21 protein-coding genes and 1 tRNA gene are annotated in these 20,337 nt (G+C 67.1%); 4 read left to right on the forward strand and 18 right to left on the reverse strand.

The annotated features are described in order from the left end of the window. Positions 1-66: 66 nt before the first annotated feature. From QM708_RS02220 to QM708_RS02245, 6 genes are all read right to left on the reverse strand, one after another. A complete protein-coding gene (locus tag QM708_RS02220) occupies positions 67-1,218 on the reverse strand; it encodes a YeiH family protein (RefSeq protein WP_415103964.1) in 1,152 nt (383 codons plus the stop codon). Then, positions 1,215-1,379: a hypothetical protein gene (locus tag QM708_RS02225; RefSeq protein ID WP_415103966.1), complete on the reverse strand. Its 165-nt coding sequence runs from the start codon at positions 1,377-1,379 to the stop codon at positions 1,215-1,217. The genes QM708_RS02220 and QM708_RS02225 overlap by 4 nt, the downstream gene beginning before the upstream one ends. A gap of 330 nt (positions 1,380-1,709) precedes the next feature. Further along, positions 1,710-3,254, reverse strand: a complete 1,545-nt coding sequence (locus tag QM708_RS02230; RefSeq protein ID WP_415103968.1) for a hypothetical protein — start codon at positions 3,252-3,254, stop codon at positions 1,710-1,712. After that, positions 3,254-4,132 carry an ATP-binding cassette domain-containing protein gene (locus QM708_RS02235; RefSeq protein WP_415103970.1) on the reverse strand — a complete coding sequence of 293 codons (879 nt, stop codon included), beginning with the start codon at positions 4,130-4,132 and terminating at the stop codon, positions 3,254-3,256. Before QM708_RS02235 ends, QM708_RS02230 begins: the two co-directional genes overlap by 1 nt. After that, positions 4,129-4,737 carry a TetR family transcriptional regulator gene (locus QM708_RS02240; protein WP_415103972.1) on the reverse strand — a complete coding sequence of 203 codons (609 nt, stop codon included), beginning with the start codon at positions 4,735-4,737 and terminating at the stop codon, positions 4,129-4,131. The genes QM708_RS02235 and QM708_RS02240 overlap by 4 nt, the downstream gene beginning before the upstream one ends. 125 nt (positions 4,738-4,862) lie before the next feature. Next, positions 4,863-5,915: an FKBP-type peptidyl-prolyl cis-trans isomerase gene (locus QM708_RS02245; protein ID WP_415103974.1), complete on the reverse strand. Its 1,053-nt coding sequence runs from the start codon at positions 5,913-5,915 to the stop codon at positions 4,863-4,865. 352 nt (positions 5,916-6,267) lie between these two features. On the opposite strand from QM708_RS02245, the gene QM708_RS02250 reads away from it, so the two are divergent. Then, the gene (locus QM708_RS02250) at positions 6,268-7,554 is read left to right on the forward strand and encodes an MFS transporter (RefSeq protein WP_415103976.1); all 1,287 of its coding nucleotides are present in this window, start codon (positions 6,268-6,270) and stop codon (positions 7,552-7,554) included. Positions 7,555-7,602: 48 nt separating this feature from the next. Here QM708_RS02250 and QM708_RS02255 read toward each other — a convergent pair whose 3' ends face one another. Further along, positions 7,603-8,274 carry an NAD(P)-dependent oxidoreductase gene (locus QM708_RS02255; RefSeq protein ID WP_415103978.1) on the reverse strand — a complete coding sequence of 224 codons (672 nt, stop codon included), beginning with the start codon at positions 8,272-8,274 and terminating at the stop codon, positions 7,603-7,605. Positions 8,275-8,399: 125 nt separating this feature from the next. Further along, positions 8,400-9,191: a TetR/AcrR family transcriptional regulator gene (locus tag QM708_RS02260; RefSeq protein WP_415103980.1), complete on the reverse strand. Its 792-nt coding sequence runs from the start codon at positions 9,189-9,191 to the stop codon at positions 8,400-8,402. 91 nt (positions 9,192-9,282) lie between these two features. Between QM708_RS02260 and QM708_RS02265 the strand changes: the two genes are divergently transcribed. Beyond that, complete coding sequence (locus QM708_RS02265) at positions 9,283-9,750, forward strand: flavodoxin/nitric oxide synthase (protein ID WP_415103982.1); 468 nt, start codon at positions 9,283-9,285, stop codon at positions 9,748-9,750. 58 nt (positions 9,751-9,808) lie between these two features. Here the strand turns inward: QM708_RS02265 and QM708_RS02270 are convergent, their stop codons facing one another. Both QM708_RS02270 and QM708_RS02275 read right to left on the reverse strand, forming a co-directional pair. Further along, positions 9,809-10,426 carry an alpha/beta hydrolase gene (locus QM708_RS02270; protein ID WP_415103984.1) on the reverse strand — a complete coding sequence of 206 codons (618 nt, stop codon included), beginning with the start codon at positions 10,424-10,426 and terminating at the stop codon, positions 9,809-9,811. Positions 10,427-10,854: 428 nt separating this feature from the next. Then, positions 10,855-11,028, reverse strand: a complete 174-nt coding sequence (locus QM708_RS02275) for a hypothetical protein (protein WP_415103986.1) — start codon at positions 11,026-11,028, stop codon at positions 10,855-10,857. Positions 11,029-11,493: 465 nt separating this feature from the next. On the opposite strand from QM708_RS02275, the gene QM708_RS02280 reads away from it, so the two are divergent. Together QM708_RS02280 and QM708_RS02285 are read left to right on the forward strand one after the other, a co-directional pair. Continuing rightward, positions 11,494-12,321: a class I SAM-dependent methyltransferase gene (locus QM708_RS02280; RefSeq protein ID WP_415103988.1), complete on the forward strand. Its 828-nt coding sequence runs from the start codon at positions 11,494-11,496 to the stop codon at positions 12,319-12,321. A gap of 324 nt (positions 12,322-12,645) precedes the next feature. Next, positions 12,646-13,449 carry a nucleotidyltransferase domain-containing protein gene (locus tag QM708_RS02285; RefSeq protein ID WP_415103990.1) on the forward strand — a complete coding sequence of 268 codons (804 nt, stop codon included), beginning with the start codon at positions 12,646-12,648 and terminating at the stop codon, positions 13,447-13,449. A gap of 481 nt (positions 13,450-13,930) precedes the next feature. On the opposite strand, the gene QM708_RS02290 is transcribed toward QM708_RS02285, so the two are convergent. The 8 genes from QM708_RS02290 to QM708_RS02325 all read right to left on the reverse strand — a co-directional run bounded on the left by QM708_RS02290 (position 13,931) and on the right by QM708_RS02325 (position 20,067). Then, positions 13,931-15,106 (reverse strand): PD-(D/E)XK nuclease family protein, encoded by a 1,176-nt coding sequence (locus QM708_RS02290; RefSeq protein WP_415103992.1) that lies wholly within the window; start codon positions 15,104-15,106, stop codon positions 13,931-13,933. Positions 15,107-15,235: 129 nt separating this feature from the next. Continuing rightward, on the reverse strand, positions 15,236-15,739 hold the full coding sequence (locus tag QM708_RS02295; RefSeq protein WP_415103994.1) for a hypothetical protein: 504 nt from the start codon (positions 15,737-15,739) through the stop codon (positions 15,236-15,238). A 45-nt stretch (positions 15,740-15,784) separates the two neighbouring features. Beyond that, a complete protein-coding gene (locus QM708_RS02300; protein ID WP_415103996.1) occupies positions 15,785-16,738 on the reverse strand; it encodes a nucleotidyl transferase AbiEii/AbiGii toxin family protein in 954 nt (317 codons plus the stop codon). Beyond that, complete coding sequence (locus QM708_RS02305; protein ID WP_415103998.1) at positions 16,728-17,291, reverse strand: type IV toxin-antitoxin system AbiEi family antitoxin domain-containing protein; 564 nt, start codon at positions 17,289-17,291, stop codon at positions 16,728-16,730. Before QM708_RS02305 ends, QM708_RS02300 begins: the two co-directional genes overlap by 11 nt. 164 nt (positions 17,292-17,455) lie before the next feature. After that, positions 17,456-17,529, reverse strand: a tRNA-Ile gene (locus QM708_RS02310). A gap of 19 nt (positions 17,530-17,548) precedes the next feature. Beyond that, entirely contained in the window at positions 17,549-18,220 is a 672-nt protein-coding gene (locus QM708_RS02315; RefSeq protein ID WP_415104000.1) for a methionine ABC transporter permease, read from the reverse strand. Then, on the reverse strand, positions 18,217-19,197 hold the full coding sequence (locus QM708_RS02320) for a methionine ABC transporter ATP-binding protein (protein WP_415104002.1): 981 nt from the start codon (positions 19,195-19,197) through the stop codon (positions 18,217-18,219). Before QM708_RS02320 ends, QM708_RS02315 begins: the two co-directional genes overlap by 4 nt. A 12-nt stretch (positions 19,198-19,209) precedes the next feature. After that, positions 19,210-20,067, reverse strand: coding sequence for a MetQ/NlpA family ABC transporter substrate-binding protein (locus QM708_RS02325; protein WP_415104004.1), 858 nt, complete (start codon positions 20,065-20,067; stop codon positions 19,210-19,212). Positions 20,068-20,337 lie beyond the last annotated feature (270 nt).

The raw sequence follows: 20,337 nt of genomic DNA on the forward strand, positions 1-20,337 counted from the left end.
GCGCTTTCGCGGTCGATTCCTGTGACGTTTCCGGCAGCTACGCGCCGGTCGAGGGCGCTGAGAGTATCAGAAGGTGAAGTGGCTGAAGAAGAGCACCGCGAGGGTGAGGCCGATCACCAGGTTCGCCACCGTGGCCAGCGCGAACACCGCGATGGGACGCCATCCCGACTTCTTCAAGGTGGTCACCTTGAACTCCAGGCCGATGCTGACGAACGCGAAGATCAGGAACCAGGTGCGCAGGTCGTTGACGATCCCGATGGTCGCCTTCGAGGTCGCCGCGGGGGCGAACTGGCTGTAGACCGTGGCGATCAGCGAGGCGGCGATGAAGCCGAGCACGAACTTGGGGAACCGGTCCCAGAACGCCCGCAGGCTGGGGCGCGCCTGGCCTTCGCCGCGTTCGACCTTGTAGGCGAAGTACACCGTGAGCAGGACTGCGGCCACGCCGAGCAGCGCGTTCTGGGTGACCTTGACGATCGTCGCGATCTGCAGCGGCTGCTCGCCGGCCAGGGTTCCCGCGGCGGTGACGGCTGCGGTGGTGTCGATATTGCCGCCGATCCAGGCGCCGGTGACGGCGGGGCTGAGGCCGAGGACGCCGGCCGCCCACGGCAGCAGGAAGATCGACGGCAACGCGAAGATGATCACCAGGCTCGCCGTGTAGGCGAGATCCTCCTTCTTCGCCTTGACCGCGCCGGCGGCGGCGATGGCCGCGCTCACCCCGCAGATCGAGACGGCCGCCGAGAGCAGGGCCCGCAGCCGGTCGTCGAGGCCGAAGCGTCCGGCCACCCACCAGGTGAACAGGAACACCGCGCTGATCAGCACCGCGGCCTGGGCGACGGCCGGGCCTGCCGCCCGTGCGACGACGGCGATGTTGATGGACGCCCCGAGCAGCACCAGCCCGGTCTTGATGAAGAACTCGGTACGGAACCCGGGCATCAGCCGTTCCCGCAGACCGGTCGCCGACAGGACGGCGTTGCCGACCAGGCCGAGCAGGATCGCGTAGACGGGGAACTCGATCGACTTGGCGATCTGGCCGAACGCGGTGCCTTTGGCCCAGACCGGCACCTGTTCGGTGAGCAGATGGACGCCGGCGCTGAGCGCGACCACGACGGCCACCCCGGCGATGAGCCATCCAGCGGAGAATCCGGACGGCGCGGCGTCCGAGGCGTTCTGAGGAGCTTCGGCGTCGCCCTCGGTGGCGACGGAGCGGACGTCCGTCATGGGATCAGCCACTCAGGGATGAGCCCGGTCAGCGCCAGCGCGATCAGCGCGAGGCCGGCGATGACAGCGAGCCAGTCCTCGCTGACCGAGAATTTACCGGCACCATTCGGTTCTTCCGGAGCGGGATGGGAAATCCCCTCCGAAATGGGCACAGAAGACATGATGATTCCTTGCGGGGAGGTGTAAAAGAGGTGCACGAATGACGCCCACCATGGTGGGTTTTCGTGTGAATCAACACCAGGGAGACACCCTGGAACCGCTAGCCAGCGGCGATAAGAGGAGCTGCGCTCAGCAACACAGACAGCCGCGACAACACTGGTTGCCACGGGCCGGGGACTTCGTCACCCACGCGTCGCGCTGAAGCTGCATGCCAATCATCATGACACATTTCCGGGAATGGTCAAACCGGACAGCACCCTTCGCGCCAGTGATTCCTTCGCCCTATCGAATCCGTGCGGCGGTACATCGCCGTCGCGCCCAGGTATGGCCGCTCAGACCGGTTGCAGGTCGCGGCGCCGCAAACCCAGGACGCCCAACGCGGCCAGCCCGGCACCGACGCTGGTCAGCACGGCCAGGACGGAGGCGAGATTGCCGGCGAACAGCCCGCCGAAGGTGGCCGCGAACGGGGACACCCGGCCCACCACGGCGGCGGGCACCAGGTTGAACTCGGCCAGCAGATCCACCATCACCAGCACGCCGAGCACCGTCCAACTCGCGGCCACCGCCGTCCGCGGCAACCAGCCGACGAGCGCGAGGGCCAACCCGACGATGCTCAGCACCGCCGGCAGATAGGCCAGCGTGGTGAGCACCAGCGGCCACCGTCCGGAACCCACGGCCGCGCCGAGACCGATGCCGGCCAGAATGGCCGCGCCCATGCACACCGCGACCGCCCACCACGACACCGACCAGCGCACCCGGGTCACCGGACCAGACAGCAGCGGCTCGGCGAGACCACCCATCTCGTCGCGCCGCAGCGTCAGGACGGCCGCCAGCGCCGCGGCGGTCGCGATCTGGGCGAGCAGGTAGAGCACGAATTGGAAGAACACCTCACCGACCGACCCGCCCCGCCGCCGGGCGAAGTCCTCGAACGCCGTTCCGGCGAGCTGCGCATCGAGGCTACCCAGCACCGAACCGAGCAGCAGTCCGAGCAGGGCGAGCGTCACCGTCCACGCCATCAGCGCGCCACTCTCGAGCCGGAGCGCCAGCGTGAGCGGGGTCCGGACCCAGCTCGCCGCCCGGGCGCGCCCCGGCCGCGGAGCGATCAGCCCTGCGCCGTAGTCGCGGACGCCGTTGAGCCGCAGCGCCACCCAGGCCAGCACCCCGGCGAGCACCAGCGGGATCACCGGCACCCAGAAGCGATCGGCCACGAAGGCCTGCGCGTGCCGGGCCCAGCCGAAGGGGCTCGCCCACACCAGCGAGCTGCGTGTGGCGTCCCCGATCGCCGCCGGCAGAAAGAGGACGCCGAGCGTGACCGCCGCGAGGCCGCCCGCCGCGCGCGGATCGGCGGCCACTTGCGCGCAGACCGCTCCCACCGCGGTGAAGAACAGGATGGAGGAGGCGAGCACCAGCCCGAGCAGGGCCGAGCCCGCGGCGTCCATACCCGCGATGACCAGCCCGGCGAAGGCCACCACACCGACCAGCACCCCGGCACCGCCGACCACGATCAGCGCCGCCAGAAGCTGGTCGCGGCGGGTGGCGCGCCCGGCGAGCTCCAGTTCGAGGCGTCCGGCCTGTTCGTCGGAGCGGGCGTAGCCGACGATGAACAGCAGCGCGACGATGCCGCCGACCAGCGAGCCGGATGAGGCCAGGGTCCAGGCCACCAGGCCGCCGGTCGAGGCTTCGAACACGGGGCCGCGCAGCGCCACCTGGGCGAGGCTGGCCATCGATTCGGTCGCGAACGCCTCACGGTCGGCCTGGGTCGGGTAGCCGATCGCGGTCGAGGGCACCATCAGGGCCGGCAGCAGTCCCAGCACCAGCACCCACGCGAGCAGCCTGCCCCGGGAGCGGCGCAGATAGGCCCTGACCAGGGTGATCATCACGCCTCCGCGGATTGATAGTGGGCCAGGAACACATCCTCAAGCGAGGGTGCGCCCGCGTCGAGGTTCCGGACGCCGGCCGCGGCCAGCCGGCGCAGCACTTCGGGCAGTGCGGCGCTGGTGACGCTCAGCCGCAGCCTCGCGGCGTCCGCTTCGATGACGGTGACACCGTCCAGGCCCAGGTCGGGCACGACGTCGACCCGGGCCGTGACCAGCGTCCGCTGGGCGCCGCGGATGCTGGCCAGCGGCGCCGAGTCGACGAGCGTGCCGTCGCGGATGATGCTCACCCAATCGCAGAGCCGCTCGACCTCGCTGAGAATGTGACTCGACAGCAGGATCGTCTTGCCGCGGGCCTGCTCGGCACGCACGGCCTCGGCGAATGCCTGCTCGACCAGCGGATCCAGCCCGGAAGTCGGCTCATCGAGGATCAACAACTCCGCGTCCGAGGCGAAGGCGGCGACCAGCGCCACCTTCTGCCGGTTGCCCTTCGAGTACGTGCGGTTCTTCTTGGTGGGGTCGAGATCGAACAGGTCGAGCCAGCGCTCTCGGTCGTGGTGACCGCCGTGCAACCGGGCGAGGATGTCGAGGGTCTCCCCGCCAGTGAGGTCCGGCCACAGCGTCACGTCGCCAGGCACGTAGGCGAGCCGGGCGTGGATCGCGGCGACGTCCCGCCACGGGTCGAGGCCGAACACGGACGCCCGCCCCGAAGTGATGCCGAGCAAGCCCAGCAGGACGCGCATGGTGGTGGTCTTGCCGGCGCCGTTCGGGCCGAGGAACCCGTGCACCTGGCCTTCCTCCACACGCAGGCTGAAGTCGCGCAACGCGACCGCCCGGCCGTACTTCTTGGTAACCGAGGAGAGTTCGATGACAGCGCTCATGCCGTGGCCTCCGTTCCGGCCGCCTTCCATGCGGCCGCCATGACCTCGGGTGAGACGAGATCGGGATTGAGCAGGTCGAGCTGGGCGGCGCTGAGGCGCGGATCGCCCGCGGGGGTGGCGTCCGCCAGGCCGAGCGTCCGGTGCAGGTGCGGGCGCAGCAACATCACGCCCAGCTTCATCGCCACCAGCACCGCGGCCCGGTCGCGCACCGGCGAGGCCCCCTCCGGCGGCAGGTAGCGCTCCGTGAGCGCGACCAAGGCGTCGAAGACGTAGCGCGCATGGGGAGTGTCCTCCAGCAGCAGCCGTTTCAGGTAGGCGAGCACCACCGGCGCGGAACGGTACACCTCGGCGAGATAGGCCGGATCGGTGAACCCGAGATCGTCCAGCCCGCTCGTGACGCGATCGGTGAAATACGACACCACGTACTCGTCGCAGGCGGCCCTGAGGTCGTCCTTGGTGCCGAAATGGTGCTGGATGAGGGCCGGGGAGACGCCCGCAGCACGGGCGATCTGACGGATGCTCGCCGCGTCGCCCTGCTCGGCGAACGACACCAGCGCCGCCTCGCGGATCCGGTCGCGTCCGTTCCGGTTTCTCTGATCGCTCACGTGGCGACTGTACGAACGTCCAGTGGTGCCGCTCAACTGTACGGCGCGCGGCATGTCGTCCAGCCGGACGCCGTCGCACGCGTCACCCCGGCGCGCTGACGGCGGCGAGGTGACGCGTTCCCGTCCTAGAAGACGGCGAGGATGTCGACGACGAAGATCAGCGTCGAGTTGGCCGGGATCGCGCCGCTGGCCTGATCGCCGTACCCCATCGAGGCGGGGACGACCAGCAGCACGCGACTGCCTTCCTTCTGGCCGATCAGTCCCTGATCCCAGCCCTGGATCACGCCGCCGGCGCCGACACCGAAGACGAACTTGTCGTTGGGCGCCTGCCGATCCCACGAAGAATCGAACTGAGTGCCGTCAGTCAGCCAGCCGGTGTACTTGACCACGACCGACTTGCCTGACTTGACCACCTCACCGTCGCCGTCGATCAGCGGCTGCACGACCAGTTCAGTCGGGTCCGCGAAGGACGACGGCACGGAGACGGCGGGCTTGCCGTCGGTGATCGTGATCGTGGGCAGCGCGGCGTCCGCCGGTGTCACGGCGGCACCCGAGGCCGCGTCGGGAATGGGACGGGCACCCTCGATGCTGAGGACGAACACCTGACCGTTCACTGCCATGCCGCTGCTGCTTTGCTCGGCGGCGACGCTGGGTTGCCCCCACAGCAGCCGGGCACCCACCTTGGCGTTGGCCAGGGCCTCGGTCAGCTTCGGTCCGAAGCTACGCTCGGTGATCGGGAAAGTCTTCGGAGCGTTCGCGTCGGCACTGACACCCCAGGTGGAGGCCACCTTCTCGCCGGTGACGATGTCACACACCAGGAAGTTGAAGGTGACCAGTTGCCCGCTCCCGATCGCGTCACCGCTGCCCTCGTCGGCGACGTGGATGATTTCCGACGTCAGCGCCAACGGCGCCTCGAACGCCAGGGTCGGAGCGGAGGCGGTATCGCCGTTCAGCCGCACCGCGGCGAGGGCCTGCCGGGAGGCTGCTTCGTCTTCGGGTGCGGGTGTGGCGGACGCCGGAGCACCCGTGACAGTGACATCGCACACGCCGCCGGTCGGGGCGGCCGTGCCGGTCGGATCCGGGGCGGAGGGCGTCCCCGAGGGAGCACCGGAGCAGCCCGCCAGGAGCAGACCAGTACACAGGCACAACGAAGCGACAAGACGAGTGGGCAGTTTCATGCGGAAGTTCCTCGGGGGGTCGTGTTCTCGTGCCCCGGGATTCCCAGAAGCAACAGTCGGCGTCCACGCTAGCAACCGTCCCTGTGACGAGCCTGTGCGTCCCGCGCACGAACCTCAGGACTGTCGGGCTTGTCGGTCCGGATGTGCCCTAGGGCAATTGGTCCACAGCTTGCGGACCAATTGCTTCGAGGGTCGGTCACGCGGCCGGCCTTCTCTGGGGGCTGCGCCCCGAGCGAGTTGGCGAAACAGGATTTCCCGGTAGAATGGGTGACTGACATCAGGGTTTCGCGCAGCGGGTGGTTGGGACGCGGCGCACTCGTTGCGGGTTTTCTCCCGCGGAAGGATGAAACCGGTGTCTCCTACCGATTCGGGTTTCAGCGCCATGCGCCGACTGGCCGGAACCGCCTACTTCCCCTTGTCCGCACTCGTGCGGCTGCCACTGTCCATGCTCGTTCTGGGCGTGCTCACCTACGTCTCGGCATCGGCCGATCACCTTGCCACCGCGGGAGCGATCGCGGCGATCGCCGGACTCGGCGTGGCGGTGGGCGCACCCCTGTCGGGTGCCGCGTCCGACCGTTGGGGGCAGCGCGTCACGCTGCTCACCGCGACCGCGCTGTACACCCTCGCGCTGGTGTGGCTGCTCGCGGCCGGCGCACCGGGCGCGGAACCGTTGACCTTCAGCCCGGGCCTCGCGGCGTCCGCCTTCACCGCGGGCCTGGTGGCCCCGCAGTGCGGCCCGATGACCCGGGTGCGCTGGATCCGTGGCCTCGGTGCCGCCGATCGCCGCACGCTCGATGCGGCTCAGGGCTACGAATCGACGATCGATGAACTGGGCTTCGTGCTCGGGCCGGCGGCCGTCGGACTGATCGCGGTTCTCGTCGGTCCCGCGGCGCCGCTATGGACGGCTCTGGTGCTCGCGGTGGTCCTGGTGCCGTGGTTCGCGCTTCACCGCACCGAGCGGTTCGCCGCCGTGCGGACGCGCTCCGCTTCGTCCGCCTCAGCGCACCCCGCGCCCGTGGCTTGGGGCACCGTCGCGGTGCTGTTGCTCGGGATGCTGAGCATCGGGACCGTGTTCGGCTCGCTCGCCACCGCGACGACCGCCTTCGCCCAAGAGACCGGGCATGCCGGAGCCGGCGGCGTGATCTACGCCGCGATGGGACTCACCTCGGGCGCCACCGCGCTCAGCGTGTCCCGCTGGCCGGCCGCGTGGAGCGCCGCGCGCCGCTGGCTGCTCTGCGCCGTCGTGCTGCTGCCGGTGCTGAGCCTGCTGTGGCTGGCGAGCACGCCGTGGCATCTGGCGCTGCTGCTGCTCGCGGTGGGCGCACCGATCGGGCCCGTCCTGGTGACCGTGTTCAGCGCCGCCGCCGACGTTACCCCCGCGCATCGGCTCGGTTTCGTGATGACCCTGCTCAGCGCCGGCATCACCCTGGGCACCGCCATCGGCAACTGGGGTGGTGGGGCTCTCGCGGACGCCGGCGGCCACTCCGCCGCGTTCCTGGTCACCCTCGCCGCCGGAGTGTCCGTCCTTGCCACCGGCGTCCTTTACGCGAGCCTCGTTCGGCGCAAAGACCGCGACGAGCGGATGTCGCTCTTGCGGGGCGAGCAGAGCCGGCCGATGGTGAGCGCCAGCGAGCACTGAGCATCGGTCCGGCATGCCGCGTCCGCGCCGACCGAAACCGCGCCTCGTCTAGGCCTTCGCTTGCGTGTAGAGGTGCACGATCTCGCGGCGGTGCGACGGCGAGAGGGTTTCGGTGAGTAGCCAGTCCGCGACGTCCTCGCGGCTGATCGAACCCATCTTCTCGCGGACGCCGAGGCTCGATCGCGCCTTGATCGGACGCGCCGGGGTGGTCTTGACCAGCATGGACGGCCGGACGATGGTCCAGTCGAGCCCTGATTCCTGAACCAGTTTCTCCTGGCGTTCCTTGTCTTGATAGACCGAACGCAGGATGACCGGCCGCAGGAACCATTCGTAGAAACCGGGCCCGTGACCGCGGCTCGACCCTGCACCCATGCCGGTGACGACGACCAGGCGCGGGCAGCCGGTTTGAGCCATCGCCGCGAGCAGGTTCCGGGTGCCCTCCTCCAACAGCCCTTGTGAGGCCTTCTGGAAAGGCATGCTGCCGAGCACGCAGATCACGGCGTCCACCCCGGCGAGCGCGCGTTCGATGCTGGCGCGGTCACGCACATCGCCTTGCACCACGTCGATGTCCCGGGGCAGCGTCGCGTCGCTGGTGAGCGCCGCGGGGGTGCGGGCGAAGGCGCGCAACGCAACGCGCGCGGGATCGGCCCGGCGCAGCACGGCCCGTCCCATCGGTCCGGTCGAGCCGATCAGCAGCACCTTCAGCGGGACCGTTTCCATGCCGGCCTCTCCTCACTCACGAACGAACCGAATCCACACGTGGCCGTCGTCATCGACGTGCCCACCGCTTCAGTTAAGCGCACCTTCGGTGAGTCGGTGCCGCCTGCGCCAGATTCGAGGGCGCCTCACGGCCGGAACGCGTCGATCGCCGTCAGGAGATCCTCGATCCGCCGCTGGTCCCAGACGACTCCCGGATCGGGTTCGATGTAGCTGAGCACGGCCGCGGTCACCATGTAAACGGCGGGCGACCACTCGGCGACAGCGGACGCCCCGAAGGCGTGCATCGCCCGCGGCGCGCTCACACCGGCGTCCCCGAGCGCAATGAGCGCGAGCACCCCGCGCATCGTGGCGCCGGCCGCGCGGCTCATGAACTCGAAACCATCCGGGCCGGCGAGGGGTGCCACGAGCCGGTAGCCGAGCAGCGCGGAGAACTCGGCGTAGACGCGGGCGCGCAGTTCGAGGGCGCGCCGTTCAGTCTGCGCGAGGGCTTGGGCGACGGCCGTCCGTACCTCGTCGTCGGCGATGCCTTCGTAACTCGCGAGCAGCAGCCGGTACGTGCGCCACTGTGGCGAGGTGCTTGCCACGGCGTAGTCGGCCTGGATCGACACCCGCAGCAGTTCCACCACCAGGTCGCGGTGCGCCTGGGGTGATTCGACCGCGCGGACGGCCTGGGCGTCGAGCAGGGCCGTGCTCATCTCGGGGGCGGGAAGGGTGGCGCCACGGGCGAGTTCCACCAGCACATCGCCGTAGAAGCGGTCGCGGGTGGGCCAGCGCCGGTACGCGGACGTGCGCGACACCCCGGCCTCGCGGATCACCTCGTCGAATGCGATCGATTCCAGGCCGGTGGAGAGCCCGCGCTCCTGGACGAGCGTGATCGCCGCCTGAAGCATGCGCTGCTCGGTCTGCCTGTCGTTCATCCTCGCCACCCGACGACTCTAGCGACCATCCCATAGATGGTACTTTGAGTACCAATAGAGGAATAGCAAGACCCGAGAAAGGTGCATCCCGATGAACGTGCTGATGGTGATCGAGTCGATGTTCGGCAACACGAGGCAGGTCGGCGAGGCCGTGGCGGCATCCCTGTCGAGGAGTGGGGCCACGGTTCGGCTGGTCGGCATCGCGGACGCCCCTGCCGAGATCCCCAGCGAGGTGGACCTGGTGGTGATCGGCGCACCGACCCACAGTCGCGGCCTCTCCACCGCGAGCACCCGCGCGCAGGCAGGGCCGGGTGGCCCCGGCGTGAAGGACTGGCTGGAGGGCATCACCTTTCCCGCGAATTCCCGGATCGCCGTGTTCGACACCTGCACCAGCCGCAACTGGATGAGCGGATCAGCCGCCAAGGCGGCGGTCAAGCTGCTCGCCCGGCGCGGAATCCCCGCGACCGCCCGCACCTTCCTGGTGCGCGCCACCCAAGGCCCCCTCCAGCCCGGAGAACTCGAATCAGCGGACGCCTGGGGCACCGACCTCGCCACATAGCCCGGGCGATGCGCGGGCGTCCCTCAGCGAGTAGCCAGATCTGAGCGCTTCGGCCGCCTCACACGCCCTCCTGCGCCGGCTGCGAGGCAAACAGATGCCGGACGAAGAAGCGGGCGGCGTCTTCGCTCGCGAACGGCGGGACGCCGGTGTGGCCGCCCATGTTCGCGTGCAGCGTCTTCTCCTTCGACCCGAATGCGTCGAACAGGTCGAGGGCCGTCTGCCGGTCATTGAACTCGTCGTCCCATTGCAGCAGCACGTGGAGCGGGATCGTGACCTCGCGCGCCTGCTCGATGATCGCCTGCGGCAGATAGCTGCCGGCGAAGAGTCCGGCCGCCACGACGCGCGGATCCGTCGCGGCCATCCGGACGCCGACCGCGATCAGCCCACCGGAGATCGCCACCCGGTCAGCGATCTCGGGCAGCGCGAGCACCTGGTCAAGGGTGGCCTGCCACTCCGGCACCGCCTGTTCGACGAGCGGCAGGACCAGCCGGTCGATGACGTCCCCGCTCGGCGCCGCACCCGCGGAGATGGCGCGCACGAGATCGGCTCGCGCCTGCTCCACGCCAGGCAGTCGCGGCCGGCCGCCGGAGCCGGGCAGTTCGATGCAGACGGCGGCGATCCCGTCCGCCGCGGCGCTTCGTGCCCGCGCGGCCAGACGGGGATACATACGGTCCATCCCGATCCCACCGGGCTGCCCCATCAGAATGACAGGCGCCGGCGCAGATGAGGACGCCGACGGCGGCGTCCAGAGAATGCCGGGGACACCATCGAGAGTAAACGCGCGCTCGGCGATTCCCACATCGAGATGTCGTTCAGAAATGAAATGCATGGTCGTGCCTTTCGAGAGTGCTGCTGATCAGCGGCGCTCCCGGACGACCTATCGCCCGACCGAAACTCCCAAGAGGAGCACCCATGTCGAATCGTTCACGGGTATCACCTCCTCTGCGTCATGCACGGCCAGCCATGAAGTTACCCTCTGCGCGTCCTCTCCGGCAAGCGAGGTCAGCATTCGGCCCCGCGGTCGACGCCCAGGGTGGCGATCAGGCGTCCATCGTGGCACCGTCTGGACGAAGACCCGCGGCACTTGATGGGCAAGACCTGCCCCTACTGGTTGTCGGAGTAGTCGTGGGTGTCCCGCACGGCCGTGAAGTCCACCTCGTTGAGATGGTGGCACCAGGGCTGCTGCGTGCCGGGGAAGCGGATGCGGTGCGCCCCCGACCAGGAGGCGACCTCGACATGACACTGGGGCATCACCCAGAGCACCTCGACGGCGGGCATGAGGTCGTTGTCGGAGGAGAACAGGATCGCCGTGGCGCATCCGGCCCTCCGTTTGGGTAAGAAAAAACCCCGCCAATCCCGGAGGACGGCGGGGCGGAATGAGATCAGCGTACCCCATCCCAGCTGAGCTTCGGGGTAATCTGGTGTGCGAACACCCCGGAACCGTCCCTGTCGCTCCTCGGAACAGATCACACGGCCGGGGTTTGAGCATTCTTCCATGTGCAAGCGCGTAGCCCGAGAGCCCGCAGCAGGGCCGCGAGATTCGTACCGTCGAGGTCGATCCCGAACGCGCACCGCTGATCCGGTGGGCATTCGAAACCTACGCCAAAGGCGAGACCTCCATCGCCGGGCTGCTGCGCAACCTCACCGCACGCGGCCTGGTCACCGTGCCGTCGCCAAAGCGGCCATCGAAAATCGAAATCTCAAGAGTCGTGTCGACTCAGGGCTCCTGGGAGAATAGGCGCCATGACTGACGCATTCGAATCGCTGATCGAGGCTGGGGCCTCCGCCGATGTATCCGGGTGGGACTTCTCCTGGCTGGACGGGCGCGCAACCGAGGAGCGCCCGGCCTGGGGGTACGCTCGCCAACTCTCCGACCGGCTCGGCAGCGCGTCGGCATCGCTGGACATCCAGACTGGTGGCGGTGAGGTGCTCGCCCAGGCCGAGAGGTTCCCTGCGACCGCCGTTGCCACGGAGTCCTGGCCGCCGAACGTCGCGAAAGCCACCCAGCTGCTGCATCCCCGCGGAGTCGTTGTTGTGGCCGATCCGGATGAGCCGCCGTTGCCATTCGGTGACGAGGCGTTCGATCTGGTGACAAGCAGGCATCCTGCGACGATCTGGTGGGAGGAGATCGCCCGAGTCCTCCGTCCAGGCGGAACGTACTTCGCGCAGCATGTCGGACCGGCGAGTGCGTTCGAACTGATCGAGTTCTTCCTGGGCCCACAACCCGAAGCACGGCGAGGACGCCACCCCGACGACGAGACCGCCGCCGCCGAAGCCGCAGGACTGGAGATCGTGAATCTGCAGACGACCAAGCTGCGGATCGAGATCCATGATGTCGCGGCCGTCGTGTACTTGTTGCGAAAGGTGATCTGGTGGGTGCCGGGATTCACGGTGGACAAATACCGGGATCGGCTCCGAGACCTTCACGACCTCATCCAGCAGGACGGACCGTTCGTCGCTCACTCCACCCGCCATCTCATCGAGGCCAGTCGGCCATCAGCTGGCGGTTCTAGAGACAGCACCACCGACGCCGCCTCTCCCGCAAGCCCTTCGACGTCCTCTTCAACCTAGACGCGCAAAACCAGCCAAGCCCTCCGCCATGCTCCATGCGCCCGCCCCGAACCAAGTATCTGAGGTGAAACACCATCACTCGACGCTCCATCGAAGACATCAAAGCTCGTGCTGACGAGTTCGCCGACGCCTTCGAGAACTACGACCCGAAGCCCGGCGACCAGGACGCGGCCCTCCCTCCCACGATGGCGGTCAAGCTCACCGCTTGGCGACGCGACGCCGCCGAGACAGAACTGGCCGAAGCCGCCCGCCAGCGTTACAACGCGTCAGCGTGACCAGCGACTCGATCAGGCGACGCATCAACGGTGAAGAGAACCTTGAACCATGATCTCCAATGACAGGCTGCAGGCACTGGCCGAAGACCTCGCCTGCACCTCAGGCGTTGTTGCCGTTGTGCTCGGCGGCAGTCGCGCGCGCGGTACGCACCGTCCGGATTCCGACGTCGACCTAGGTATCTACGGCGCCGCCGACATTGATAGGAAGGCACTCGCACACGCTGCGAGCCGCTGGAGCCGCTCGGAAGTGACGATCGGCGCCCCCGGATCCTGGGGCCCGTGGGTGGACAGCGGCGCATGGCTCACTGTCGATGGCACCGCCGTCGACCTCATCCTTCGGGACATCGGCCGCGTGACCGAGCAGTGCGAGCGGGCGCGACGCGGCGAGTTCTCCTTCCACAGCCAACCCGGACACCCCTTCGGGTTCCTCGACGTCGCCTATGCGGGAGAGGTCGCCACCGGAGTGCCATTCGTCGATGGGCAGGGTGTTCACGCCGCTCTCAAGAAATCAATCACCCCGTACCCGGACGCGCTGCGACGCTCATTTCTCGCGAGTCTCTGGCAAGTCGACTTCCACCTCGATGGAGCGACAAAGGCGGCGCGCAGCAACGACACGGCCTACGTGGCCCTGTGTATGTCACACGCGGTGATCCTGCTCTCCCACGCCTGGCATGGCGCCTGTGGCGAGTGGGTCATCAACGAGAAGGGAGTTGTCTCCGGCGTGAGCCGACTGCCCAATGCCCCCGCGTCGTTCAGCGCCGACGCATCTGCCGCCCTCGCCACAATCGGAACAAGTCCCGGCGAACTCGAAGTGGCCATCGAACGAGTCCGGAGCCTGCCGCGCCCGGTATGACCGAACACAGCGGGCACGCTGGCGAGCCGCAGGCCGGTCTCGTGCGTCTGAAACTGTGGATCTCAGCGAACGCTACGGGAACAGGCGACCACGGGTCGAGTGGCTTGTTTGCGCGTGGAATCAAGGGTGTGGGGCCACCTCCAGGCCCGTAGATGAGCCCGCCGACCCAACTCATCGCGTCCTCGGCAGAGCCAAGGAAACGCACACGAACACCGCTGACAGACGTGCCGAGGCGCCTTCGTCGCCGTTGTTCTCGGTCAGATAGTGGCGGAGGCGTTCCTCGGAGAAGTGTGTCGACGCATCAGCTCCCACTCCGACGTCTCGTCAGAGAGGTGCGTCATCACTGCTCCTGATGTAGGAGGGTCGGCGAACACCCCGGAACCGTCCCTGGTAGCTCCTCGGAGCCGATCACACGGCCGGGGTTTCAACATTCTTCCACGCGGACATCGGGCAACTTGAGACGATGCGTGATGGCACCGACTCAGGAGCCTTGCAGCAGATCGATGATTTCATCGCGAAGGCGCGTATCAGTAGGTGAAAGGCCGTCAAGAACTTCATGGAGCGTCACCGCAGATTGGCGAAGCTCGTGGTTCCGTGCCCGCGTTAGGAACAGGCGCGAGTAGTCGGCGGTTCCAGGTTCGACTTTTCGCTTCCAGTGAGCATCTTGTTCGTTCGCGAACCAGGCGGAGGGGCCGAACTTGATCTGGAGGCGGGCCTCGCCGAAGGAATCGCGTTCCTCTGAGGTTTCGAAGTTGATACTCCACTGGTAGATTCCGCTGTACCCGGCGGTCACTTTGTCAATGAACTCCTTACCCATCGACTCGTTCACCTGCTTCCGCACGATGGTGTTCCCGTAGGTGCGGAGGCGTGCCTTCACGATCTGCAGAACCTCTCTGCCTTCGGCGAATCGCTCGCGCACCTGCTGGGCCAGGTCGCTGGCGAATCGTTCAGCGGCCACATCTTGATTTCGCTCCCGCCAGCGTCCTGCCTCGCCGGTTGCGCACATCGCTGTAACGAAATCGAGCACGTCTTTGCTGCCCATGCGTTCCTTTCCGCTCGCAAACTTGCGATGCAGTTGGCTGATGAAGGCATACTGTTCGGGGTTCTGTGTGGCGTACTTGGCGTCCCTATTGAGTTCCGTGACCAGCAGGTCGAGGAACCTCTCATATGTGACCACGACAGCTTGCTCCCAACCATCGGTTAGACGAGAGCGGTCTTCTTCCGCGCACAGCATGACCGCAGTCGCGGTCTTGCCATCGCGTTGGCCGAATCGTAGGTACCCGTCGTAGCCATGACCATGTCCGTCAGATGTTCCGTAGTTCTCCACTACGATCACCGATGCGTCACTCTCGAGCACTATGTCCGCAATGTCGCCGCCGTCCCCGATCTCGGCTGTGTTGACCTCCTGGCGAACCGCGTAAGTGACCAGTGGCAACGCCGACTCGGGTCTCAGACTCTGGTTGACCTGCTCCACGAACAAGTGCTGACCGAGTTCTTCGAAGTTGTGGGTTCCACCGACTTCAAAGAGCCAGCGGAAAACGTTCGACAGCTGTTTCTCGTGGGTGCCGTGATGCATGACGTCGAACACGTTGAATCCGGCGTCGAGTGAGCGCCCAAGGAGCGGCAGCAACTGGCTGGCCAGATCATGGCCAGTCATGCGCACCCACCGACCAACGACAGATCGGGCTTACGAGAGTCGCCACGTCTCTCCCTTCGATGCCCTGCTGATACTCCAGCGCCGCCGCCGTTACGGCTCCCAGCTTACTGATCGAGCCATTGTTCATGATCAAGCCACCGAGCCAGCAGGGTTCCTGGAGGCGATGAAGCGTCCAACTCGTGTCTGTGACGTGGCCGATGTCTTGACCGCGCGCAGCGACGCCTCGGCCAGCCGGAAATCAAGAGCCGGTCCCGTCTGTGATGCATCGGGCGCGTAGTGCATGAGCAGCATGTCCCGCTTCGCTCGGGGGCGATCCCAGGTGTTGGCGAGACAGTCGTAGTCAGATTCTCGGCCAGAGGATGTGCGCGGCATGTTCTGGATGCCGTAGATGCGCTCCGTACGGGCACGATTGATGAGCCTCACGCTCCCTTCGTCGAAGGTGCAGCCTTGCATGTCCCAGTGCTTCCGTCCCATGGGCGTCACCAAGTAGATGCGGGTGTCGTTGTAGAACTTCATCGGCTCGCCGTATGTCCTGATGACATGCGCTGCCCGTGCAACGTCGTCATCGGTCAACCCGGGGGTCTTGCCAGCGACGACATATTCATGCGGCGTCTCCGACGGCGGAGTCACCATGCACCACCAACCTCGCCCGCAACGGTGTAGCGGGAACCTACCTCGCTACTGGGCGCTGTCGAGCTTCTGGATCCAGGCATTCGCTTCGCCAACCGCGTCCTCGAGTGACAATTCGACGCCACCGGAGGCGGCCGCTCGGATGTAGTCATCCCTCCAGTGAGCGTATGCGACAACGGTCGGCGGCCAGTTCCTTGTCGGTCGCCCGCGCTTGGCAGCCTCGGCGGCCGTCGCCCCGAAGACGGCAACCGCAGCCTCTCGCACGTCTGCCAGCGTCGGCATACCGGTCGTGGCCATGAGGTCGCGGAGCAGGAGCAGGTCGACGACATCGCGAGCACGGTCGTTGATCGATCCCGGTGGCTCGTGCGGATCGGAGACGGCATGGAGCTTCTGCGCGATCTGGAACCGCATCGCGATCCCCACCAACACGTCAGGATCTGGCAGCCCGAAACCCGCCAACGGAGGCGGCTCGATGAGCTCTCGCTCTTGTCCGATGCCGGCCTCGTCGGGTGAGACCTCGAATTGGATGCGCCGCCAGGTGACGCCGCGCAGATTGAGGATGATGTCGAACCTGCGTGGCTTGACGAGCTTCGTGGGTACATCGATCACCTCGACTTCACCACGGCGCAGCGTCAGCGGCCCCCACGGCTCATCAAGCACCTCTTCGAGCACCGCGAAGAACGCATCCATGTCACCGCGGACAAGGCCATCGACATCCTTGGTGGTCCGGGCTGTCGCATGGAGCCGGTGCTGAAGCAGGGTGCCGCCCTTGAGTAGGAACAACTGGCGTCCATCCTCATCCAGCGCACGCTGGACCGCGCCGATAGCGACCGATGAAGCGATCAACCAGCCAAGCCGTCCGCCCTTGGCTTCATCGCCGAGCTGACCCTCTGCTTGAGCGATCCAGGTGTTGAGAACCTTGGCCGAGACCGGCGCCTTCGTCTTCGGCTTTAATGTCCTCAGCAGCGCAGCCAACTTGGAGCCAACATGGTCATCGGTCATAGCGAGCCTCCAGCTCTTCCGCTAGAGCATCGCGCTCAGCCGTCTTCAGATAGCCCTGCGCATACCCGCGTTCGATCGCCTGCCGAAGCAGATACGTTGGCGTTCCATAGACGAGGCACTGCTCAATCGCCGTCACCGGGGTCACGGTCGGGATCTCCTGCCACCACCCGACCTGCTCGGGTGTGAGGTCCTGATAGTGGACGACGTAGTCCTCCCCGCTCGCACGACGGAACCGGCGGTCCTTGCCGACGGTGACATGGATGCGGTTGGGGTTGACGTCGCTGATGCCGTACGCGTCGAGCGCCGTCTCGTGCGACAACACAGCCTCGGGAACCCGCGTCCAGAGCACCGCCAGCATGAACTGGTCATACTCACCAACGGGATACTGCGGGAAACGGTAGACCCCATGCGCAGCGCGCTCCAACGTGCCGCGATGCACCAGCATCTGAAGAGCCTGCTTGCTGATGCCTGCTTCGGCCGCTTGCTGCGCCGTCACGAAACCGTGCTGCGCATCCGCCATATCCCACAGAGCATCACGCGCCAACACCGTCATGGCAATAGGATAACGGAACCGTAATACTATTGCCACACTTAGCGATTCACCTTGCGGATCGATATCGTCCATTGTCAGCCGGAGCCCCGGACGAAGACCCCCGTAGAACGCCAGAAACCTCACGCAGCACGTAGCTGCGCGAGGTTCTGATCAGGACATGTAAGTGGGGCGTGCGGGGCTCGAACCCGCGACCCAGGGATTATGAGTCCCCTGCTCTGACCGGCTGAGCTAACGCCCCCAGCGGCCACGACAGGGTATCAGCCGCGGCGGTGGGCCATCCTGGCCACCATCGTGTCGCCGATGGTCTGCACGAGCTGGACAATGATGATCAGCAGCACCACGCTCATCAGCAGGACCGGTTGGTTGAACCGCTGGTAGCCGTACCGGAGGGCGAAGTCGCCCACGCCACCGCCACCGATCACACCCGACATGGTCGAGTAGCCGATCAGGGTCACCAGGGTCAGGGTGGCGCCCGACACGAGCCCGGCCAATGATTCGGGCAGCAGCACTTTGCGGACGATGTCCCAGGTGGTGGCGCCCATCACCTGGGCGGCCTCGATCTTGCCGGGGGCGACCTCGCGCAGGGCTGCCTCGACGACGCGGGCGTAGAACGGGATCGCGCCGACGGCGAGCGGCACGATGGCCGGGGTGGGGCCGTAGGCGGTGCCGACCAGCCAGCGGGTGAACCCGATCAGGGCGATCATCAGGATCAGGAAGGGCAGTGAGCGTGCCACGTTCACCACAGCCCCCACGATCGTGTACGCGGGACGGTTGGGCGTCAGCCCGTCGGAGGCCCACAGCCGCAGCAGGACGCCGATGGCGATCCCGAACACGGTGACGATCAGGAACGACCAGCCGACCATCCAGGCGGTCTCACCGAGGGCTCCCAACAGTTCCGGCAGGGCTTCCTGCCATGTTGCCTGCTTCACAAGTGCACGCTCACTTCCCGCTCAGCAAGGTAGGACGCGACGGCGTCCCGGTCGATGACGCCCGAGGGGTGCGACAACGAGACGCGCAGGCGTCCGACCAGACGGCCGGCGACGGTCTCGACGGTGCCGCCGAGGATCGAGACGTCCAGCCCGAAGTGCCTGGTCAGTCCCGAAATGATCGGCTCGGTGGTGTGGCCTTGGGCGAAGCTCAGCACCACCGACTCCCCCGCGGTCACCGAGGGATTCCCGGCGGGCAGCAGGATGTCGGCCAGCTGCGAGTCCGGGTCGGCGAGCAGGTCGATCAGCGCTCCCTGTTCGACGACGCGTCCGTCGGCCATCAGCGCCGCGGCGTCGCAGATGCGGCGCACCACCTCGGATTCGTGGGTGATCAGCACCACCGTCACGCCGGTGCGCACGTTGATCTCCTTGATCAGATCGAGGATCTGCTCGGTGGTCGCCGGGTCGAGGGCCGAGGTGGCCTCGTCACAGAACAGCACGTCCGGGTGCGCGGCCAGCGCCCGGGCGATGCCGACCCGCTGCTTCTGGCCACCGGACAGCTGTGACGGGTAGGCGTCCTCACGCCCGGGTAGGCCGACGAGCTCGATCAGCTCGGCGACCCGCGCCTTGCACTCGGCGGCGGGGACGCCCTGCACTTCGAGCGGGAAGGCGATGTTGCCGGCGGCCGTCCGGCTGCCCAGCAGGTTGAAGTGCTGGAAGATCATGCCCATCCGGTGCCGCGCGGCACGCAAACCGGACGCCGACAGCGTGGTGAGTTCCACCTCACCGATGGTCACCCTCCCCGACGTCGGCCTTTCCAGCGCGGTCAGGCAGCGCATCAGGGTGGTCTTGCCCGCGCCCGAGCGGCCCAGGATCCCGAAGATCTGGCCGGACGGCACGCTCAGCGACACGTCGTCGACCGCGGTGACGGCGGGCGCACCGGTGCCGTAGACCTTCGTCAGGGAGGTGACCTCGATCATGGACGCCTCAACTCACTTCGCCGGCAGCACGGAGCCCTGGAAGGTCTCCTCGATGAAGGACTGGATCTTCGGGCTGGTCAGGGCCTCGTCCAGCTTCTTCACGCGCGGGTCGTCCTTGAGGGTCGCCTTGACCGCGACGATGTTGGCGTACGGGTTGTTGTCGGCGGCCTCCAGCTGCAAGGCGTCCGTCTTCGGCGTCAGGCCCGCCTCGATCGCGTAGTTGCCGTTGACGATCGACAGGGTCACCTGCGGGTCGTCCAGGGTGGCCGCCAGCTGCGGGCGATCGATCTCGATGAACGTGATGTTCTTCGGGTTGGCGGTGATGTTCTTGGCCGGGGTGATCTGGGAGAAGTCCAGGCCCGGATCGTCCTCCTTCACGTTCAACGTGATCAGCCCTGCGTCCTCGAGCACGAACAGCGCCCGCGCCTGGTTGGTGGCATCGGACGGGATCGCGATCTTGGCGCCGTCCGGCACGGAGTCGAGCTTGACCTTCTTGGAGTACAGGCCGAGCGGCTCGACGTGCACCGGGGACAGCGCGACCAGGTCGGAGCCCGCATGCTTGGCATTCCAGTCGGTCAGGTAGGGCACGTGCTGGAAGAAGTTGGCGTCCAGGTCGCCCGCATTCACGAGCTGGTTGGCGTCGATTCCGCTGGTGATCTCGGTGATGTCCAGCTTCACGTCACCCAGCAGGCCCTGCTTCTCGGCCTCCTTGAGCAACAGTGCGTGCGGGGTGACGTCGGCGATGATGCGCAGCGGCTTGGTCGCCTCGGCCGAAGCGCTCGGGCTGGCGGCGGGGTTCGCGCCGCAGCCGGTCAGCGCCAGACCGGTCGCCACCACTGCGGCGACCGTGGTGATCGCTCGTCGGAACATGGTTGTCTCCTCATTGGTTTCATTCAGTGATCGGGCAGGACCCAGGCGACAGCACGGAACCGCGAGCGAGGCTGGCAGATTACGAACAGGATTCCAGGATTCGCTCGACCCTTCCGGGGAGCAGCTGGATCCGTGCCGTCAGGCGCACATTCGCCGACAGCAGGGCATCATCATGGCCGCGGTGGCGGCGAAGACGTGACCCATGCCGGTGACCTTATGCGCCCTACACCCACCGGCGCCACTTTGACCACCCTGCGGACGCCGGGTCAT

Source organism: Propioniciclava sp. (genome assembly GCF_047602245.1).
GTDB lineage: Bacteria > Actinomycetota > Actinomycetes > Propionibacteriales > Propionibacteriaceae > Propioniciclava.

Excerpts from the sequence above, each read along its gene's own strand:
- QM708_RS02220 (WP_415103964.1), bottom strand. The coding sequence starts at position 1,218 with ATGACGGACGTCCGCTCCGTCGCCACCGAGGGCGACGCCGAAGCTCCT.
- QM708_RS02225 (WP_415103966.1), bottom strand. The coding sequence starts at position 1,379 with ATGTCTTCTGTGCCCATTTCGGAGGGGATTTCCCATCCCGCTCCGGAA.
- QM708_RS02230 (WP_415103968.1), bottom strand. The coding sequence starts at position 3,254 with ATGATCACCCTGGTCAGGGCCTATCTGCGCCGCTCCCGGGGCAGGCTG.
- QM708_RS02235 (WP_415103970.1), bottom strand. The coding sequence starts at position 4,132 with ATGAGCGCTGTCATCGAACTCTCCTCGGTTACCAAGAAGTACGGCCGG.
- QM708_RS02245 (WP_415103974.1), bottom strand. The coding sequence starts at position 5,915 with ATGAAACTGCCCACTCGTCTTGTCGCTTCGTTGTGCCTGTGTACTGGT.
- QM708_RS02255 (WP_415103978.1), bottom strand. The coding sequence starts at position 8,274 with ATGGAAACGGTCCCGCTGAAGGTGCTGCTGATCGGCTCGACCGGACCG.
- QM708_RS02260 (WP_415103980.1), bottom strand. The coding sequence starts at position 9,191 with ATGAACGACAGGCAGACCGAGCAGCGCATGCTTCAGGCGGCGATCACG.
- QM708_RS02265 (WP_415103982.1), top strand. The coding sequence starts at position 9,283 with ATGAACGTGCTGATGGTGATCGAGTCGATGTTCGGCAACACGAGGCAG.
- QM708_RS02270 (WP_415103984.1), bottom strand. The coding sequence starts at position 10,426 with ATGGACCGTATGTATCCCCGTCTGGCCGCGCGGGCACGAAGCGCCGCG.
- QM708_RS02275 (WP_415103986.1), bottom strand. The coding sequence starts at position 11,028 with ATGCCCGCCGTCGAGGTGCTCTGGGTGATGCCCCAGTGTCATGTCGAG.
- QM708_RS02280 (WP_415103988.1), top strand. The coding sequence starts at position 11,494 with ATGACTGACGCATTCGAATCGCTGATCGAGGCTGGGGCCTCCGCCGAT.
- QM708_RS02285 (WP_415103990.1), top strand. The coding sequence starts at position 12,646 with ATGATCTCCAATGACAGGCTGCAGGCACTGGCCGAAGACCTCGCCTGC.
- QM708_RS02290 (WP_415103992.1), bottom strand. The coding sequence starts at position 15,106 with ATGACTGGCCATGATCTGGCCAGCCAGTTGCTGCCGCTCCTTGGGCGC.
- QM708_RS02295 (WP_415103994.1), bottom strand. The coding sequence starts at position 15,739 with ATGGTGACTCCGCCGTCGGAGACGCCGCATGAATATGTCGTCGCTGGC.
- QM708_RS02300 (WP_415103996.1), bottom strand. The coding sequence starts at position 16,738 with ATGACCGATGACCATGTTGGCTCCAAGTTGGCTGCGCTGCTGAGGACA.
- QM708_RS02305 (WP_415103998.1), bottom strand. The coding sequence starts at position 17,291 with ATGACGGTGTTGGCGCGTGATGCTCTGTGGGATATGGCGGATGCGCAG.
- QM708_RS02320 (WP_415104002.1), bottom strand. The coding sequence starts at position 19,197 with ATGATCGAGGTCACCTCCCTGACGAAGGTCTACGGCACCGGTGCGCCC.
- QM708_RS02325 (WP_415104004.1), bottom strand. The coding sequence starts at position 20,067 with ATGTTCCGACGAGCGATCACCACGGTCGCCGCAGTGGTGGCGACCGGT.